The 17,479-nt window shown below is 61.9% G+C and carries 14 protein-coding genes; 8 read left to right on the top strand and 6 right to left on the bottom strand.

Features of this window, described 5'->3' with window-relative positions:
- Positions 1 to 66 precede the first annotated feature (66 nt).
- On the top strand, positions 67 to 1,098 hold the full coding sequence (locus CO671_RS22290) for a helix-turn-helix domain-containing protein (protein ID WP_097607766.1): 1,032 nt from the start codon (positions 67 to 69) through the stop codon (positions 1,096 to 1,098).
- A 39-nt stretch (positions 1,099 to 1,137) separates the two neighbouring features.
- Here the strand turns inward: CO671_RS22290 and CO671_RS22285 are convergent, their stop codons facing one another.
- Together CO671_RS22285 and CO671_RS22280 are read right to left on the bottom strand one after the other, a co-directional pair.
- On the bottom strand, positions 1,138 to 2,175 hold the full coding sequence (locus CO671_RS22285) for a LacI family DNA-binding transcriptional regulator (RefSeq protein WP_097607765.1): 1,038 nt from the start codon (positions 2,173 to 2,175) through the stop codon (positions 1,138 to 1,140).
- Between the two features lie 177 nt (positions 2,176 to 2,352).
- Positions 2,353 to 2,985 carry a TetR/AcrR family transcriptional regulator gene (locus CO671_RS22280; protein ID WP_097607764.1) on the bottom strand — a complete coding sequence of 211 codons (633 nt, stop codon included), beginning with the start codon at positions 2,983 to 2,985 and terminating at the stop codon, positions 2,353 to 2,355.
- A 110-nt stretch (positions 2,986 to 3,095) separates the two neighbouring features.
- Between CO671_RS22280 and CO671_RS22275 the strand changes: the two genes are divergently transcribed.
- From CO671_RS22275 to CO671_RS22255, 5 genes are all read left to right on the top strand, one after another.
- Positions 3,096 to 4,169, top strand: a complete 1,074-nt coding sequence (locus CO671_RS22275) for an efflux RND transporter periplasmic adaptor subunit (protein WP_097607763.1) — start codon at positions 3,096 to 3,098, stop codon at positions 4,167 to 4,169.
- Entirely contained in the window at positions 4,166 to 5,251 is a 1,086-nt protein-coding gene (locus CO671_RS22270; RefSeq protein WP_097607762.1) for an efflux RND transporter periplasmic adaptor subunit, read from the top strand. Before CO671_RS22275 ends, CO671_RS22270 begins: the two co-directional genes overlap by 4 nt.
- Positions 5,248 to 8,319, top strand: a complete 3,072-nt coding sequence (locus CO671_RS22265) for an efflux RND transporter permease subunit (RefSeq protein ID WP_097607761.1) — start codon at positions 5,248 to 5,250, stop codon at positions 8,317 to 8,319. Before CO671_RS22270 ends, CO671_RS22265 begins: the two co-directional genes overlap by 4 nt.
- A 76-nt stretch (positions 8,320 to 8,395) precedes the next feature.
- Positions 8,396 to 9,550: an alpha/beta fold hydrolase gene (locus CO671_RS22260; RefSeq protein WP_097607760.1), complete on the top strand. Its 1,155-nt coding sequence runs from the start codon at positions 8,396 to 8,398 to the stop codon at positions 9,548 to 9,550.
- A gap of 159 nt (positions 9,551 to 9,709) precedes the next feature.
- Positions 9,710 to 11,161 (top strand): NCS1 family nucleobase:cation symporter-1, encoded by a 1,452-nt coding sequence (locus CO671_RS22255; protein WP_097607759.1) that lies wholly within the window; start codon positions 9,710 to 9,712, stop codon positions 11,159 to 11,161.
- 90 nt (positions 11,162 to 11,251) lie between these two features.
- Here CO671_RS22255 and CO671_RS22250 read toward each other — a convergent pair whose 3' ends face one another.
- Positions 11,252 to 13,135, bottom strand: a complete 1,884-nt coding sequence (locus tag CO671_RS22250) for a HAMP domain-containing methyl-accepting chemotaxis protein (protein ID WP_097607758.1) — start codon at positions 13,133 to 13,135, stop codon at positions 11,252 to 11,254.
- A 200-nt stretch (positions 13,136 to 13,335) separates the two neighbouring features.
- Between CO671_RS22250 and CO671_RS22245 the strand changes: the two genes are divergently transcribed.
- Positions 13,336 to 14,046, top strand: coding sequence for a DUF4272 domain-containing protein (locus CO671_RS22245; RefSeq protein WP_097607757.1), 711 nt, complete (start codon positions 13,336 to 13,338; stop codon positions 14,044 to 14,046).
- 135 nt (positions 14,047 to 14,181) lie between these two features.
- Complete coding sequence (locus CO671_RS22240) at positions 14,182 to 15,225, top strand: magnesium and cobalt transport protein CorA (RefSeq protein WP_097607807.1); 1,044 nt, start codon at positions 14,182 to 14,184, stop codon at positions 15,223 to 15,225.
- Between the two features lie 129 nt (positions 15,226 to 15,354).
- Here the strand turns inward: CO671_RS22240 and CO671_RS22235 are convergent, their stop codons facing one another.
- The 3 genes from CO671_RS22235 to CO671_RS22225 all read right to left on the bottom strand — a co-directional run bounded on the left by CO671_RS22235 (position 15,355) and on the right by CO671_RS22225 (position 17,461).
- A complete protein-coding gene (locus CO671_RS22235) occupies positions 15,355 to 16,128 on the bottom strand; it encodes an aminoglycoside phosphotransferase family protein (RefSeq protein WP_097607756.1) in 774 nt (257 codons plus the stop codon).
- A 25-nt stretch (positions 16,129 to 16,153) separates the two neighbouring features.
- The gene (locus tag CO671_RS22230; RefSeq protein WP_097607755.1) at positions 16,154 to 17,035 is read right to left on the bottom strand and encodes an MBL fold metallo-hydrolase; all 882 of its coding nucleotides are present in this window, start codon (positions 17,033 to 17,035) and stop codon (positions 16,154 to 16,156) included.
- A gap of 63 nt (positions 17,036 to 17,098) precedes the next feature.
- Positions 17,099 to 17,461, bottom strand: a complete 363-nt coding sequence (locus CO671_RS22225) for a hypothetical protein (protein ID WP_097607754.1) — start codon at positions 17,459 to 17,461, stop codon at positions 17,099 to 17,101.
- Positions 17,462 to 17,479 lie beyond the last annotated feature (18 nt).

Raw genomic sequence — 17,479 nt, 5'->3', positions numbered from 1 at the left:
CCTCATCGAGATTGGTCATACCAGTCGAGATGACATGTCATGTGGCAAGGAAAAGAATCGAGTTGCATGAGATCATTGAGACCTGAGAATACGGCCCGCGCTCCTGAGCATGAGGGTTACGGTTTTGTGCCGACGCATGAAGGTGCGAACTTCGAATCGATGGTTCAGGCCTTTTCGACAGGCTATGGGGTTTTCGGCGGACAGCCGCTGAGTAACGACCGGAGTTTTGCCTGGGCGGCAGATCTGAGACGGACTGAGGCATTCACGATGTTTCATTCCGTATATCAGAGTTCCTGGACAATCCGAACGCTCGACGAAAGCCCGCAACATCTTGCGTTTTACATGCCGTATACAGGTTCCTTTCGCTTGTCCGTCGGCAAGAGAACGGTCGAAAGCGGGGCCGGACACCTTCTCATGGCCAATAACCATGAGGCCGGTGATCGCGTGATCCAGGGTGGCCCGCATCGCTCGGATGTCCTCTTCCTGGACTGGAAAGTCGTAAAGCGAGCGCTCTCTTCGCTGGTGGAGACGCCGCTCTCCGAGTCGCTCGACCTCGAGCCCGTCCTGGATCTCTCCACTCAGCCCGGGCAGCTCATCGGCAATCTGGCCCGGACGGTTGTGCAGGGCATGCGCGAAAGCGGCCCGCTTCTATCTTCCCCCCTTGCCGCAGCGGCGATGAGCGAGACCCTCGCTCACCTGGTGATCCGATTTGCCCGACACCGTCTTTCAGACCATCTGGAAAAAAAGAAAGTGTCGCTGATTGCACCTTGGCATGTCCGACGGGCGATCGACTACATGCATGCCAATATCGCGGAACCTCTCACCATGACGATGGTTGCCGATGATGTCGGTGTTTCCCTGCGCGCGCTGCAGACGGGCTTCAAAGCTTTCCGGGGGACGTCGCCGGCCGGTTACCTCCGCACGATCCGGCTGCAGGCCGCTCGCGAGCAGTTGCGGGATCCGACGAACCAGCAATCCGTCCGGGAAATCTGCGCGATATGGGGTTTTGCCCATGCGGGCAGGTTCTCCATTGTTTACCGCAGCACCTTTGGTGAGAGCCCGCGGGATACCCGGCTGCGGGCCGAACGTTTGCGCTGATCTGAGCTTTGGAGTTCGAGTCCCGGTCCTCCCGGCGGTTTAACCAGGCGGTGCGACGCTGCCGCGCAGGACGAGATGGCATCCGAGCTCCAGGCGATGGGCCGGCCGTTGGGGGTCGTTGGCGATCAGCCTCTGTTCGATAAGCGCGAGCGCCGCGGCGCCGAGCTTGTCGGTGGGCACGCGGACCGTCGAAAGCGGCGGGCGGCTGAATTCGCCGGGAACGATGTCGTCGAAGCCGAGGACCGAGATCGCCTCGGGCACGCGGATGTCGCGATCGGCCAGTGCTTTCAGGCAGCCGAGCGCCAGGTTGTCGGCGGCGCAGAAGACGGCGGTGGCGCCTTTCATCGTCGGATCGCGATCGAGCAGCGCATTGATGGCAGCTTCGCCATGCCGGGGCTCATATCCCTCGGCCTCGACGAGCATCTCCTCGGGCACCGGAAGCTGAGCGGCGAAATAGGCATCGGAGAAGCCGTCATATCGGCGCTGGATGGTCGTGCGCCCCTTCCAGGTCAGGTGCAGGATGCGGCGATGTCCGAGCGCCAGCAGGTGCTCGATGCCGAGCCGGGCGCCGAAGCGGTTTTCGGGTGTCACCGTATCGACCAGCATGGTCGGATCCTCGCCGTTGACGATGACGACGGGCATATCGGCCGAAGCGAGACTGCGGATCAGTTCCGGCTGATCGTCGTTCAGGACCACGATGCCGTCGGCGTGCTCCGCAAGCGCGATCTGCCGGACCTCAGCGCCGTCGATGCGCCGGCCGGTGCTGACGAAAGGCACGATTCGGATGCCGCGGCGCTCGCACTCCTTTCTAAGGCCGTTGAGGATTGTCCAGCTCACCAGGTTGAGGTCGCTCTCCGGAGCAGCATCGCCCGGTATGGCGAGAAGCAACACACGCAAGGCGGCAATCGTCGCCTTCGTTCTTCGGCGGTCGAGGTAACCCAGGCGTTTGGCCGAATCCAGAACCCTTTCGCGCACTTCGATGGTCAGCGGCGCGGTTCCGTTCAGCGCGTGCGAGGCCGTGCTCAGCGATACATCAGCGTCGCGCGCGACATCCTTGAGATTGACTTTGCGTTCCACTTTCTTCCGTCGCGAATTGAGGTGGCGCCTTTGAAGGCGCTAGCTAACTCGATGTTTTCACATAAAAACTTCAGAAAATCTACGTGCCTCGCAGCCTATTTTTCCGCTTTCGGCGAAAACCGGCTGCAGCGCTGCCGCAAACGAACGACGAATGCGGGCGCCGGGAGCCATTGCCGATCAGTGAGGCTTGGCGAGCAGACCGTTGAACAGCAGGTCGAAATAGGTCCGCAGGAAGGCCTCCTTGTTGGGAGTGGGCACGCGGCGGTCGTCGAATATCAGCCGCAGAACCGTCGTTGTCAGAATGGGCGCGACCACGATGTCGGAGAATTCCACCGGAATGGGGCGAAACTCGCCCGACGCCACGCCCTCGAGGATCAGGGCGTCGATCTTGGCGATGATCGGCGCAATGAACTGATCGTGGTGGCGATCGATCAGGTCGGGGAAACGCTGCCCCTCCGAGATGACCAACCGCGTCAACTCACGCGTTGCGCGGTCCTCGGGAATTTGTTCGTAGAAGAGGCCGAGAATGGAAATCAGCCTGTCGGTAGCGCTGCCGCTGAGCCGATCGGCGATCGCCAGCAGTTCCTGAAACGGCACGGAGAAGTGGTTGATCATGGCTTCGAAGAGCTTTTCCTTCGTCTCGAAGTAGACATAGACCGTGCCCTTGGTGACGCCGACCCTGTCGGCGATGTCTTCCACGCGCGTGCCGGCGAAACCGCTTCTGACGAATTCCTCGAAGGCCGCATCCAGAATCTGGACGGGCCGCAGGGCCTTCTGTTCCGCCCGCGTGAGCTTCTTCTGAGTTGCCATTTCCTGCCTCCCCTTTGTTGCGTGCGCCCTCTTCCCCGCGGCGCAAAGTTTCATTGACTAATGCGTCAGTCAATTATATAGGAGCTGCCGTTGAGAGCAAGAGGTCAACTATGAGAACCATTCTGATCGCCACAGCGATCGTATGCGCCATCGGTCTCGGATCATGCAGCGATGAGAGCGGGCCGACCGAACCGAGCCCGCGGCAGGTCGGTGTCGTCGTCGCCAAGCCTGAGCCGCTGGTTCAGGGCGGTGCGATCACGGGAGAGGTGCGGGCGCGTGTCCAGACCGATCTGTCCTTCCGCGTCAGCGGCAAGATCATCGAGCGGCTGGTCGAGGTCGGACAGTCCGTGAAAGCGGGGCAGCTTCTCGCGCGCATCGATCCGCAAGAGCAGAAGGCCGACCTGGATGTAGCCGCGGCCAATCTTCAGTCGGCCGAGGCGCAGCAGACCCAGGCGCAGCTTGCATTCGACCGCCAGCAGAGCCTGTTTCGAACGCAGGTGACGACCCGTGCGGCGCTCGACCAGGCACAGGAGGCGCTTCTGACGGCGCAGGCATCGACGAAATCGGCGCAGGCGCTCTTCGAAACCGCCCAGGACAGCCTGTCCTACACCGAGCTGAAGGCGGACGCCGACGGGGTAATCACCGCCCGCAATGCCGAGGTCGGGCAGGTGGCGCAGGCCGCCCAGGTCGTCTTCACCCTTGCCCATGATGGCGACCGCGATGCCGTCTTCGAGGTGGTGGAAAGCGCCTTCCTGCGTCCGATCGATGGTGACGGCACGGTAACTCTGTTGTCGGATCCGACACAGAAGATCACGGCGAAAGTGCGTGAGATCTCGCCGACGATCGATTCCGCCACCGGCACCATCAAGGTCAAGGTCGCGATATCGAGCGATGCTCCCATTCCGCTGGGCGCTCCCGTCGTCGGGCGGTTCAACTACCTCTCGCAGGACGTCATCCAGCTGCCCTGGTCGGCAATGACCTCGAAGGACCGCAAGCCGGCCGTCTGGATCGTCGATCCGGCATCCTCCGTCGTTTCGGCCAGGGCGATCGACGTCGCCGGCTACGAGACCGGCAGCTTCGTCGTGAAGTCGGGCCTGTCGGCAGGAGAGGTCGTGGTGACCGACGGCACCAAGTTCCTCAGGCCCGGTGAGATCGTGTCTTACGTTAAGGAAGCTTCCAAGTGAGTATTCGTCTAAAGATAGTCGCACTTATGCTAGGCACGGCCCTCATCTCCTCCTGCGCGCCGAAGGCAGAAGAGAGGGCGGACACGCCTCGTCCGGTGCTGTCGACGACAGTCAGGCAGACGCCGGCCACGAGCCTCAGCCTGACTGGAACGATCGAACCGACGATCGAGACCGAACTCGGCTTCCGGATTCTCGGGCGAATGATTGCCCGCAACGTCAATGTCGGCGATATCGTCAAGAAGGGTGACGTCGTGGCCGCCATCGATCCGGTGGCGCTGGAGCTTGCCGTGCGCAGCGCCCAGTCCGATGTGGAAAACAGCGATGCCCAGCTTAGAAACGCGGTGACCACCGAGCAGCGCCAGCGCGCGCTGGTGGAAACGCGCTCGGGCACGGCAGCCTCGCTCGAAGAGGCCGAGCAGGCGAGGCGGACGGCCGCGGCCGCCGTCGCCAAGGCACAGGCCAATCTCGACAAGGCCAAGGAGCAGCTGGGCTATGCGCAGCTGCGGGCGGAATTCGATGGGGTTGTGACGGCGACGTCGGCCGAGGTCGGGCAGGTCGTGTCGGCCGGCCAGACGGTGGTGACCATCGCCCGGCCGGACAAACGCGACGCCGTCGTCGACGTGCCGCAGGCAGCCGCTCAGAAACTGAAGATCGGCGCGCCCTTCGAAGTGACGCTGCAGCTCGATCCGACAATCCGCACCTCGGGGGTCGTGCGCGAGATCGCGCCGGAGGCGGAGACCGCCACCCGCACCAGCAGAACCAAAATCGCGCTCGCCGATCCGCCTGAAGCGTTCCGGCTCGGCTCGGTTATCACTGCCGCTGCAACCATCGCGGCGGAGCCGGAGATCGTGCTGCCGTCCTCGGCCATCCTTGCCGGCAGCGACGGCCCGAGCGTCTGGATCGTCGATGTGCCCGGCAAGAAGGTGTCGCTGCGCCGCGTGAAGATCGCGGGCGACGTCGTCGACGGCGGCACCGTCCGCGTCACGGAAGGGCTTGTCCCCGGAGACAGGGTGGTCGTGGCCGGCGTGCATAAACTTGAAGATGGCCAGGCCATCAGGATCGACCAGGAGATCAGCCAGTGAAGTCCTTCAATCTTTCCGACTGGGCGCTCGAACACCGTTCGCTCGTCTGGTACCTCATGATCGTCTTCATTCTCGCAGGCGCCTTTTCCTACCTGAACCTCGGCCGTGAAGAAGATCCGAATTTCACGATCAAGACGATGGTGATCACCGCCCAGTGGCCCGGCGCTTCCGCAGAGGAGGTGACGCGGCAGGTGACCGACCGGATCGAGAAGAAGCTGCAGGAGCTGGAATCGCTCGACTACACCAAGAGCCAGACCGTTGCCGGCCAGACGACCGTCTTCGTCGAACTGCTGCCGACGACCAAAGCAAAAGATGTCGCGCCGACCTGGCTGCGCATCCGCAACATGATCGCCGACATCAAGGGCGATTTCCCGAGCGGCGTCGTCGGGCCCTTCTACAACGATCGTTTCGGCGACGTGTTCGGCAACATTTATGCCTTCACCAGCGACGGGCTGACCCAGCGCCAGCTTCGCGATCTGGTGGAAAACGCCCGCTCCGAAGTCCTGACCGTGCCCGATGTCGGCAAGGTCGACGTGATCGGCGCGCAGGACGAGGCGATTTATCTGGAATTCTCCACCCGCCAGATCGCAGCGCTTGGCATCGACCAGCAGTCGGTCATCCAGACCCTGCAGGCCCAGAATGCCGTCACGCAGTCCGGCTTCGTCGATGCCGGTCCGGAGCGCATCGCCTTGCGGGTGAGCGGACAGTTCACATCTGAGGAAAGCCTGCGGTCGATCAACCTGCGCATCAACGACCGCTTCTTCCCGCTGACCGACGTCGCCACGATCACGCGCGGCTACGTCGATCCGCCGTCAGCGCTGTTCCGCTTCAACGGCGAGCCGGCGATCGGGCTTGCCATCGGCATGAAGCAGGGCGCCAATCTTCTGGAATTCGGCGAGGGGCTCGACGCGCAGATGAAACGCGTCGTTGCCGATCTTCCGATCGGCGTCGATGTCCACCGCGTATCCGACCAGCCGCATGTCGTCGACGAAGCCGTTTCGGGCTTCACCCGCGCGCTCTTCGAAGCGATCGTCATCGTTCTCGTCATCAGCTTCATCAGCCTCGGCCTGCGCGCCGGCATGGTGGTGGCGATCTCCATCCCCCTCGTGCTCGCCATCACCTTCGTGGTGATGGAATATTCCGGCATCTCGCTGCAGCGCATCTCGCTCGGCGCACTCATCATTGCGCTCGGGCTGCTCGTCGACGACGCCATGATCGCCGTGGAGATGATGGTGGCACGCCTGGAGGCGGGCGACGATCTCAGGAAGGCGGCGACCCACGTCTATACATCGACGGCTTTTCCGATGCTGACGGGAACGCTCGTCACCGTCGCGGGCTTCATCCCCGTCGGTCTCAACAACAGCGCCGCCGGCGAATTCACCTTCACGCTGTTCGTGGTGATTGCGGTTTCGCTGGTCGTTTCCTGGATCGTGGCGGTGCTGTTCACGCCGCTCCTCGGCGTCACCATCCTGCCGAAGACGATGAAGTCGCATCACGAGAAGAAGGGGCGCTTCGCCGCCATCTTCTCCTGGCTGCTGAAGCTCGCCATGCGCTGGCGCTGGATCACCATCGTGCTGACGGTCGGCGTCTTCGCCCTTTCGGTCGGCGGCATGGGCCTGGTGCAACAGCAGTTCTTCCCGAATTCGGACAGAACCGAGCTCGTCATCGACTGGAATCTGCCGCACAACAGCTCGATCGCCGAGACCAACCGGCAGATGGCCAAGTTCGAGAAGGATATGCTGGCCGGCAACAAGGACATCGACCACTGGACGACCTATGTCGGCCAGGGCGCGCCGCGCTTCATCCTGTCCTTCGACGTGCAGACGCCGGATGTGTCGTTCGGGCAGACGGTGATCGTCACCAAGGGGCTCGAGGTGCGCGACAAGGTGCGGGCCGATCTGCAGGCCTATCTGACAAAGACCTTCCCCGGCACCGACGCCTTCGTCAAGCTTCTCGACATCGGCCCGCCGGTGGGCAAGCCGGTTCAGTACCGCATCAGCGGCCCCGACATTCAGAAGGTGCGCGACATTTCCCAGCAGTTTGCCGGCGTCGTCGGTTCACATCCGCTGCTGTCGAATATGGTCCTGGACTGGAACGAGCCCTCCCGCGTGGTGAAGGTCGATGTCCTGCAGGACAAGGCGCGCCAGCTCGGCGTCTCCTCCGAGGACATCGCAACCGCTCTCAACGGCATCGTCGAAGGCTCGACGGCAACGCAGATCCGTGACGACATCTACCTGGTCAACGTCGTCGGGCGGGCCAGGGCATCCGAGCGCGACTCCATCCAGACGTTGCAGAACCTGCAGCTCTCCACCTCCAACGGCAAGGTCGTGCCTCTGTCGGCGGTGGCGAACTTCCGCTACGAGCTCGAGCAGCCGACGATCTGGCGTCGCGACCGGCAACCGACCATCACCCTCAAGGCAGCCGTCATCGGTTCGACGCAGCCGGCCACGATCGTCGAGCAGCTGAAACCGAAGGTCGAAGAGTTCCAGAAGAACCTTCCCGTCGGATACAAGGTGGAAGTCGGCGGCGCGGTCGAATCCAGCGCCGAAGCCCAGGGGCCGATCGCGGCCGTGGCACCGCTGATGCTGTTTACGATGGCGACGATCCTGATGATCCAGCTGCAGAGCTTCAGCCGCCTCTTCCTGGTCTTCGCGGTGGCGCCGACGGCGCTGATCGGCGTGGTCGCGGCGCTCCTGCTGAGCAATGCCCCCATGGGCTTCGTCGCGATCCTCGGCATTTTGGCGCTGATCGGCATCCTGATCCGCAACTCGGTCATCCTGGTCGTGCAGATCGAACATCTGCGCGCCGAAGGTGTTGCGGCGTGGCAGGCGGTCATCGAGGCGACGGAACACCGGATGCGGCCGATCATGTTGACGGCGGCGGCCGCAACCCTCGCGCTGATCCCGATCTCGCGCGAGATCTTCTGGGGGCCGATGGCCTACGCCATGATGGGCGGCATCGTCATCGGAACCGCGCTGACCCTGCTGTTCCTGCCGGCGCTCTACGTCGCCTGGTTCAGAATCCCGAGGGATGAGGGGGTTCGGGCCGACGCCGCGGCGGAAGCATGAGGACGGGCTTTGACGGCTTTCAAATGCAGCCGCCGCGTCGGCGGCTGCATCGCTCGGTTTCCAGGGGAACAAATCGATGAGGGAATGGTACTGTCAAAGGCTGCCAAAGGCCGGCTCTGCCATTATAGTCGCGATCGGCCTGGCGGTGCTTGCAGGCTGCGCCACGAGACCATCGCCTGAAGTCTTGAAGCCCGTTCATCTCAGTGAGCCTGTTCATGCCGAAACGGTTCCGGATCGGGTGAACGTCCTTGCCGCGACCAACAGAGCGCCCGATAGCGTACGGGGCGGATTTGGCGGCACATGGGCCGCGAACATGACATACGAGCAATACACGTTTTCGGTTCCGCCCGGCAGGAAGGATACCGCCATCGTCTACCCGACGGCGAAGCCGGATCCGGAACGGCAATTTGCCGTCGTCGAGCGCAAGCCGTTGCCGAAGGACGCCTTCGTGAAGCAGGCGCTGGGCTCCGTGCAACCCGACGGCACCATCGGCATCTTCGTGCACGGCTACAACTACAGTTATCAGGAGGCGCTTTATCGCACCGCCCAGATCGCCGCGGACGCCAAGATACCGGGCGCCCCGATCCTGTTTTCCTGGCCTTCGGCCGCATCCGTCGCGGGATATGTCGCCGACCGCGATGCCGCGCTTTCCTCGCGCAGCGAACTCGACTCTCTCGTCACGTCGCTTTCGGCCTCGGGCAAGGTGAAGCGCATCATCCTGTTCGGACACAGCATGGGCGGATTCCTGGTGATGGAAACGGTACGGCAGCTCAAGCTGCAGCATCGCGACGAGGTCGTCGGTAAGCTGGCCGTGGTGCTCGCCGCCCCCGATATCGACGTCGACGTGTTCCGTTCCCAGCTCACGGATATCGGCCAGATGCCGATCCCGATCTCCCTTCTTGTTTCGAAGGATGATCGGGCGCTCGTGGCATCGAGCTTCATCGCGGGAGAGCGCCCGCGCGTCGGGCGTCTCGATATCAATGATCCCGTCATCGAGGAGGCTGCCATGAAGGAAAGGCTTCGGGTCATCGACATCACGTCGATCGAGGCATCCGACGGGCTGGGGCACGATCGCTATGCATCGCTTGCCAAGTTCGGCGCCCAGCTCGCCTCCTTCGAGAGCGGCCGACGCCAGAGCGCCGGCGACGTCGGCGCCTTCGTCTTCGATGCTGCCGGGGCGGCGGTCGCAAGTCCGTTTCGACTGGCCGGACGGGTCGCCGCCGCTCGATAGGCGGCGGCCCACCGCTTGTCCGCGGCGCTGCCCGGAGGCATCTGTACAGTATGGTCATCAGCATTGTGTACAATGTGACTATTAAATTGTCAGATGCCTAAATGAAGCGCAGACTTCCTCCCGTGGTCGAGTCGCCACAGGGGATATGGGAGGGCATTCATGAGCATTCGAGATCCGTCTCCCTCGTTGTATAACGAGGACCTTGCACCCGCCGCGGAGCGCAAATGGGGTGCATTCAGCATCTTCAACGTCTGGACGTCTGATGTCCACAGCCTGTGGGGCTATTATCTGGCGGCGAGCCTGTTCCTGCTGTGCGGCAGCTTCGTCAATTTCGTCATCGCCATCGGCATCGGCTCCCTGGTGATCTTCTTTCTGATGAGTCTGGTCGGCAATGCCGGCGTGCGCACCGGCGTACCCTTTCCGGTTCTGGCGCGGGCCTCCTTCGGTACCTTCGGCGCCAATGTTCCGGCACTGGTCCGGGCGGTGGTCGCCTGCTTCTGGTACGGAGCGCAGACCGCCGCCGCATCCGGCGCGATCGTCGCCCTCCTGATCAGGAACGAGAGCCTGCTCGCCTTCCATCAGAACAGCCACATGCTCGGCCACTCGACCCTCGAACTCATCTGCTACGTCATCGTCTGGGCGCTGCAGCTGCTGATCATTCAGCGGGGGATGGAAACGGTTCGCAAATTCCAGGATTGGGCCGGCCCCGCCGTCTGGATCATGATGCTGATCCTGGCCGTCTATCTGGTCGTCAAGTCGGGCACCTTCTCGTTCGGTTCGGAAATCCCGCGCGATGTGCTGATCGAAAAGACCAAGGATGCCGGCGTGCCGGGCGAGCCCGGCTCGTTTGCGGCGCTTGCCGCGGTGGCCGCCACCTGGATCACCTATTTCGCAGCGCTCTACCTAAACTTCTGCGATTTCTCGCGTTATGCGACGAGCGAAAAGGCGCTCAGGAAAGGCAATCTCTGGGGGCTGCCGATCAATCTCCTGGCCTTCTGCCTTGTTGCGGGTGTCACGACCACGGCGGCCTTCACCGTCTATGGCGAGGTGCTGCTGCATCCGGAAATGATATCGGCGAAATTTGATAGCTGGTTCCTGGCGCTGCTTGCCGCGTTGACATTCGCGGTCGCCACGCTCGGCATCAACGTCGTGGCGAACTTCGTGTCGCCGGCCTTCGATTTCGCCAATGTCTTCCCGCGTCAGATCAACTTCAAACGCGGGGGATACATCGCCGCGCTGATCGCGCTCGTGCTCTATCCGTTTGCTCCCTGGGAGACGGGTGCGGCGCATTTCGTCAATTTCATCGGATCGACGATGGGGCCGATTTTCGGCATCATGATGGTAGATTACTACCTCATCCGAAAGAGCCAGCTGAACGTCGAAGCGCTCTACCACGAGAATGGCGAATTCCGGTTCCAGAATGGATGGCACGGCAATGCCTTCATCGCATTTGCGGTGGGCGCACTGTTTTCCTCGATCCTGCCGACCTTCACCTCGATCCTGCCGGACTGGTGGGGCACCTATGGCTGGTTCTTCGGCGTCGCCATCGGCGGAGCGATCTATTTCGTGCTGAGAATGGGCGCGCGGCGCAATCCGGCCTTCGCGTCATGACGAAAGGAAGGCGCCCGGTACTGGCCGGGCGCCTTCATATTATGTTTGCGTGAGCTGCCGTCAGGGCAGGGATCCGTCATTCGCCCCTGTTCAGCGGCGTGCCGCCACCGCATGGATGGCCGCGCGGGCTGTCGGTTGCGCCATCGTCCTCGCCGTCGAGCGAAGAGCTGCCGACTGGCCGTGGGCCGCATCGTCGAGCCTGAACTGGGCGATCAACTCGCGAAGCTTCTGGGCTTCCTGCGCGAGCGAGTCGGATGCTGCCGTCGACTGTTCCACCATCGCTGCGTTCTGTTGTGTGGTCTGGTCCATCTGATTGACCGCGACGTTCACTTCGCTCAATCCGATCGACTGCTCTTTCGCAGACGTGGCGATCGAATCCATATGATGATTGATCTGGGTGATGAAGCCGCCGATGGTCTTCAAGGCCTGGCCGGTATCGCGCACCAGCTTGACGCCGCTTTCCACCTCCTTTGAGGAGTTCTGGATCAGGCCCTTGATTTCCTTGGCAGCGCTCGCGGAGCGCTGGGCGAGTTCGCGCACTTCCTGGGCAACGACGGCAAAACCCTTGCCGGCCTCACCGGCTCTCGCCGCCTCGACGCCGGCATTCAGGGCCAGAAGGTTGGTCTGGAATGCGATTTCGTCGATGACGCTGATAATGTTGGAAATCTGCTGCGACGAGGTCTCGATGCGTTCCATCGCTTCCTCTGCATGGGAGACGACTTCTGCGGAGATCCCGGCGCTGCGATTTGCTTCTGTGGCGACCGTGCGCGTCTCCTCGGTCCGCTTGCTGGAATTCGACACGTTCGCGGTGATCTGTTCCAGCGCGGCGGCCGTCTCCTCGAGCGAGGCTGCCTGCTGCTCCGTGCGCTTGGAAAGATCGCTGGCGCCGGAAGAAATTTCTCGCGTGCCTTCGTCGATCGTGCCGATGCTTTCGGAAATTGCTCTCAACGTCGCGCCGAGCTGTGCTACCGACTGGTTGAAGTCGTGGCGCAGCGCCTCGAAATCGGGAGCGAAGGCCTCGTTGAGCTGGAAGGCGAGGTCGCCCGCGGCGAGCCGCTTCAAACCGGCGGCAAGACCCGAGGTGGCAATGCGCAGCCGCTCCGAAGCGTCTTCTTCCGCCTGCTTTTGGGCGGCAACGCAATCGGCCTCCGCCTTGTTGCGGTTTTCTTCGGATTCCAGCGCCAGCCGCTTGTTCGTGATCGCCGCTCGACGGAAGATCTCTACTGCCGCAGCCATCGAGCCGACCTCATCGGCGCGGTCGGCAAAGGGGATTTCCGAGCCGGTGTCCCCCTCGGCCAGGCGCCGCATCGAGACGGTGATGCCGGTGATCGGGTTGGCGATGCTCTTCAGCACGAAGGCGACTGCGCCGAGAACGAGCAATCCCGCAAATCCGATCGCGGCAAGAAGGTAGAATTCTATCGAGGCGAAGGTTTCCTTGCTGAGTTCGGCAGCCTTGTTGCTGCCGCTGACATCCAGCTCGACGAGGCTCGCCGTCGCTTCCTTCAGCGTGTCCGAGTAGGAGCGCATCCCAGCGCCCAGATATTGCCCGGCTTCCTCGGTCTTGTTGGCGCGCGAAAGGGCGAGCAATTGCGAGCTGCTGGCGATGTAGCCCTCAACGCTCTCCTTGATCGTCTTGATCAGCTCGCGCTCGTGGTCGGACGAAGCAAGCGGAAGGTAGGCGTCCACCGATCTGCGAATGGCATTCTCGGCGACGGCAATGGACTCTTCGCGCGTCTTTTTCTCCGCCTCGGTCTGCGCGATGACGTGATCGCGGTAGGCGAGGCGCAAATTCGTCATGTTGAGATTGATCGCCTGCGAAGCCTGCACGCTCGGCAGCCAGCGGGTGGCGATTTCCTCGGTGGAACCGTTGGTATTTCGAAGACCATCGACGGCGAGATAAGCGACAAGACCGAAAAGGAGGGCGATGCCGCTGAAGATCAACAGCAAACTCGTTTTTATGTTTGGACGACGCATTAAAGTCCTCATCGAACGGTCCCGGCGTCATACCGGCTTGACGTTATCCCTTTGTAACGAAAAAAATTTAACGATGTGTTCCGGAAGGTAACAGGGCCGTTTACCAGTTTTCCGGAAACTCGCCGCCCCTTGCGTGTTCATGATCTCGCTCAGACAGGAAAACGCCTATCGATAGTCGTCAGGGATGACAGGAGCCAGTAATGATGAAGCGCATATTTTCAGTCCTTCTTGCATTGATCCTTCCGGTGCAGGCGGCCGTTTCTCAAGCCCCGGACGAGGCGCAGGCCCGCAAAGCCCGGTCTATCGCCCAGCTTCAGTCGGAAGGCGTGCCGACCATCGATCATCTGCCGACGATCGAGGCCGAGAGCGCCAGCCGCCGCCGTGATAACAAAGCTGTCGTTCAGCGTGCTATCGCGCTTGCTATCGTTGCCGTGAAAGGCGAGACCGGCGATCACGCGATGGGCCAGACCCTCATTCGGCAGTTCGATGCGGCAAGTTTCTTGACCCCCAAGGAACGAGCGTTCATGGACGATCCCGATCCATCGGAGCAGGATCGGGTGAACTTCACCTGGCGCTACGAAGGCGTGCATGTCATGTTGTGGGCGCTCGGCATAACGCCTGAGCTCGAACGTCCGGACCATATTTGCGATGTTCCGTTGATCGCGAACACGCTCCGTGAACTGGGAACAGACGGGCTGATGCGCCGCGCCAAGCTGCGCCCGCAGAAAGAGCTGCTTGACGCTGCCGACCTGATCTACCGCTACGACTGGGCTGCGGTGAACGCGCGGCTGAAGGGCGAGGAGCCGCCGGCGGGATTGAACAAGGGCGTCGTTTACGAACGCCACTACACCCTCAATTGGCTGATCGGCTACATGGATCAAGACTGGGACGATATTTCCACCGATACTTGATGCCGTCCTGCGCCGAATGGGCTTCCACCAAGGCGGATGCATATTGGGTGAAATAGCATTATGATCGCCACGACGCGGATCGGCGAGGAGGCCGGCCGTGGCGGGGCCATGTCTGGAAATGGAGGACGGCAGGATTTGGAACGGTTGAAGGATCCGGACAGTGTTTCCCCGCAGGCCGGCAGCGGCTCTGCATCGCCGCGGCATGAGCGGCGGGGCGTGGTGGCTGCCGCCGTATACCAGCACGGGCAGCGCATTCGCGACATCAGGATAGAAGAAGCCGGCGAATGGCGCAGCCGGGAGAATGCCATCGTCTGGATCGGCCTGCATGAGCCGGATGAAGTGCTGCTGCACCAGGTGCAGGCCGAGTTCAATCTCCATCCGCTGGCGATCGAGGATGCGGCGCAGCCCCATCAGCGCCCGAAGCTGGAGATTTACGGGGATGCGATGTTCATCGTCGCCCGTACCGCCCATATGAAGGATGGCGAGATCATCTTCGGCGAAACGCATCTGTTCGTCGGCCGCGGCTATGTCGTCTCGGTTCGCCATGGAGAGTCCTCTTCCTACCTGGCAGTCAGGCAGCGATGCGAGGCGACGCCTACCGCACTTGCCCATGGCGAGAACTACATCCTTTATTCCATCCTCGATTTCATCGTCGACAACTACATGCCGGTCATCGAGGTCGTGCAGGAGGAGGTCGAGAAGCTCGAGGATCTGGTGCTGCGCGAACAGTTGGAAAAATCCGACATCGAACGGCTTTACCTGTTGCGGCGCAAGCTCTTGCGGCTGCGCAACGCCGTGGTGCCACTGGTGGATGTCTGCCGGCGATACGAGCACATCGACCTTCCCGGCATGGATCCGACGCTGCAGTCGCTGTTTCGCGATGTGACCGATCATGTGCGTCGGGTGCAGGAAGATATCGACGCGCTGCGCGAGGTGCTGGCCTTCGCCTTCGAGGCGAGCGTCATGATCGGCCAGACGGAACAGACCGCGATTGCCCGCAAGCTCGCCGCCTGGGCGGCGATCCTCGCCGTTCCGACCGCGATCGCCGGCATCTACGGCATGAATTTTGACGACATGCCGGAACTGAAATTCCAGTACGGCTATTTCGCGGTGCTCGGCGTCATCGGCGTCCTTTGCCTCAGCCTGTTCACCTTCTTCCGCCGGAGGAAGTGGCTTTAAAACATGTCGCTCAAAAGTGTGCAGCGGTTTTTCCAGGCAAAGCGCAAAGCGCTTTTGCCGCAACGACATGCGCGAAAATAAAGAGCTAAAGCGCAAGCAGCGAATCTGAAAGATCGCGACGCGCTTTAGTCAGGACAGCCTTTTCAAAAGCCGATCCCGGTGCATGCCGACATAGCCGATGTCGTTCAGATAGAGGCGTGCGTCTCCCGCCGCGACATCCTCGGCAAAGGTCTCGTCTCCGGCTGCGGCACTTGCCAGCATGAAGTCGACGAGGGCTTGAAGCCGCCTGCAGATCATCTCCGGAAGCCGGCGCCGTTCTTCCACCGTCGCTCCATAGGCGGTGCAGAAGATTTCCGCCCGCCGCAACTGCTCGTCGAGGCCGAAGGCGACCGCCGGATTGGCGGGATCGGAGAGGGGCGCCCAGCGATAGACTGCATAGGCGAGATCCCACAGGCGCGGCGCGGGATGAGCGGTGTCGAAGTCGATGATCCCGACAGCCTCGTGATCTACGGTGGCGACGTTATAGGGCGCAAAGTCTGCATGGCAGACGATCTCCCGCGGCTCCCGCGGCGGCAGCATCCATGCCTTGATCTCGCCATCCGCTTCCAGAAAACCTTCGGAGGCAGAATGAAACTCGCGCAGAAGCCTCGCTGCCGATATCAGCATGCGCTCCGATCCGACAAAGGGATCGCTGAGGTCTTCGCAGACGCGCCCGGCGACGTAGCTGACGACTTCCTCGCCTTCGGCTGATATCGCGATGGGTTCCGGCGCTGCCCGGAAGCCTCTATTCCTGAGATGGCGCAAAAACCGATGCACCGTCGGCGTCCATGCGCCTGATGGTCGGATCACGCTATTGCCGTCGCGCCAGATCTGCCCGGTCCGCCCGCCCTCCAACAACTTCACGTCATGGCCTCCCTAGGCGACAGATCTATGCGGATTTCCGTTTTTCGATATGAGCCTGAACCGTGGCGCCGAGATTTGTCTCATGGCAGTTCCGGTAGAACACCAAAGTATCTGAAGGCATGTCGTCCGGAATGGCAACGAAGTCTTCGAGCCTGAACCCGCTTGCACTGCCGAGTTGAGTGTCCGCGAGCCGGCTCTCGCTCAAGGATCCGACACGATCGGCCAGGGTCTCGAAATAGGCGAGGTTCTCATCGACCGTCGAAGGGGAGGACGTCCTGCCGTGCGCAGGGATGACCAGCCTCGCATCAAGGTCGCGGATACGCTCGAGCGAGGAGCGGATCAGGCGAAGATCATCTGCACTTCTGCTCCAGACCTCGGGAATGGGATATTCCACCGCGTCGACGGCCAGGCAGATGCGCAATTCGGGAATCCAGACGGCGAGGTGGTCGGGCGTGTGTCCCGGCGTGTGAATGAGTTCCAGCGTCAGATCGCCGCCATTCAGAACCATCGAGCCGGAGAAAGTGATGTCGGGACCGATGAGCTGCACATCGCGAAACCGCGATTCCTCGCCGGCCTTGTCCGTCAGGATCTGCTGTGTCGCGGGATCGCGCAGACGGTCGAGTGCTGCGGCATGTGCGATGATGGGAGCACGCCCTGCAATGGCGGCGTTTCCCCAGAAGTGATCCCAATCCATATGCGAATTGACGACGATCAGCGGGCGGGGCGCGGGTTTTTCCTCAAGCAGATCCAGCGCCGTCCGGCAAAGCTCAGGGGTACCGAGCGTATCGATCAGGACGTTGAACCTCTCGGTTCTGACAAACACGGCATCCACCTCGTCTCCTGCCCTGACGATCACGATCCGCTCGTCGAGTCCGGGATAGGAGCACAATTCTATCGGTGGGTTCACGTCCGGTGGCCTTTGTATAATCGCGAGAATTTCATCAATATCTCAAATGTTAGCCTGCTTCCTCTACGGGCGGGCAGGTTTCCGCTCCACCGGTACATGCACATCCCACCGCTTCATCACGCCGTTCGGCACGGCGGCTGAGCATATCACCGTCACACTGGCTTTCGAGCGGCCGAGGCTTTTCGGCATCCATTGAGCCAGAAGCGGCACCGCGCAGCGAGGAACCAGCACCTTCGCGTTGGGTTCCAGCACGTCCCACTGCTCAAGTCTTTTGGCGTTCTCCTGCGCGATAAAGCGTCTGGCCTCCTCACGGATTTCGAACAGGCCGTGCTTGTCTGGTGTCGAGCGATCGGTCTCGATGCTCCAGGAGGCGAGGCATGCGGCGCAAGCCGACAGTGCGATCGTGAGGAGTATGGATCGAAGCATTGATGCGCTCTCAACCGC

The organism is Rhizobium sp. M10 (assembly GCF_002531955.1).
GTDB classification, from domain to species: domain Bacteria; phylum Pseudomonadota; class Alphaproteobacteria; order Rhizobiales; family Rhizobiaceae; genus Rhizobium; species Rhizobium etli_C.
This window is presented reverse-complemented; position numbering and strand designations above follow the sequence as displayed.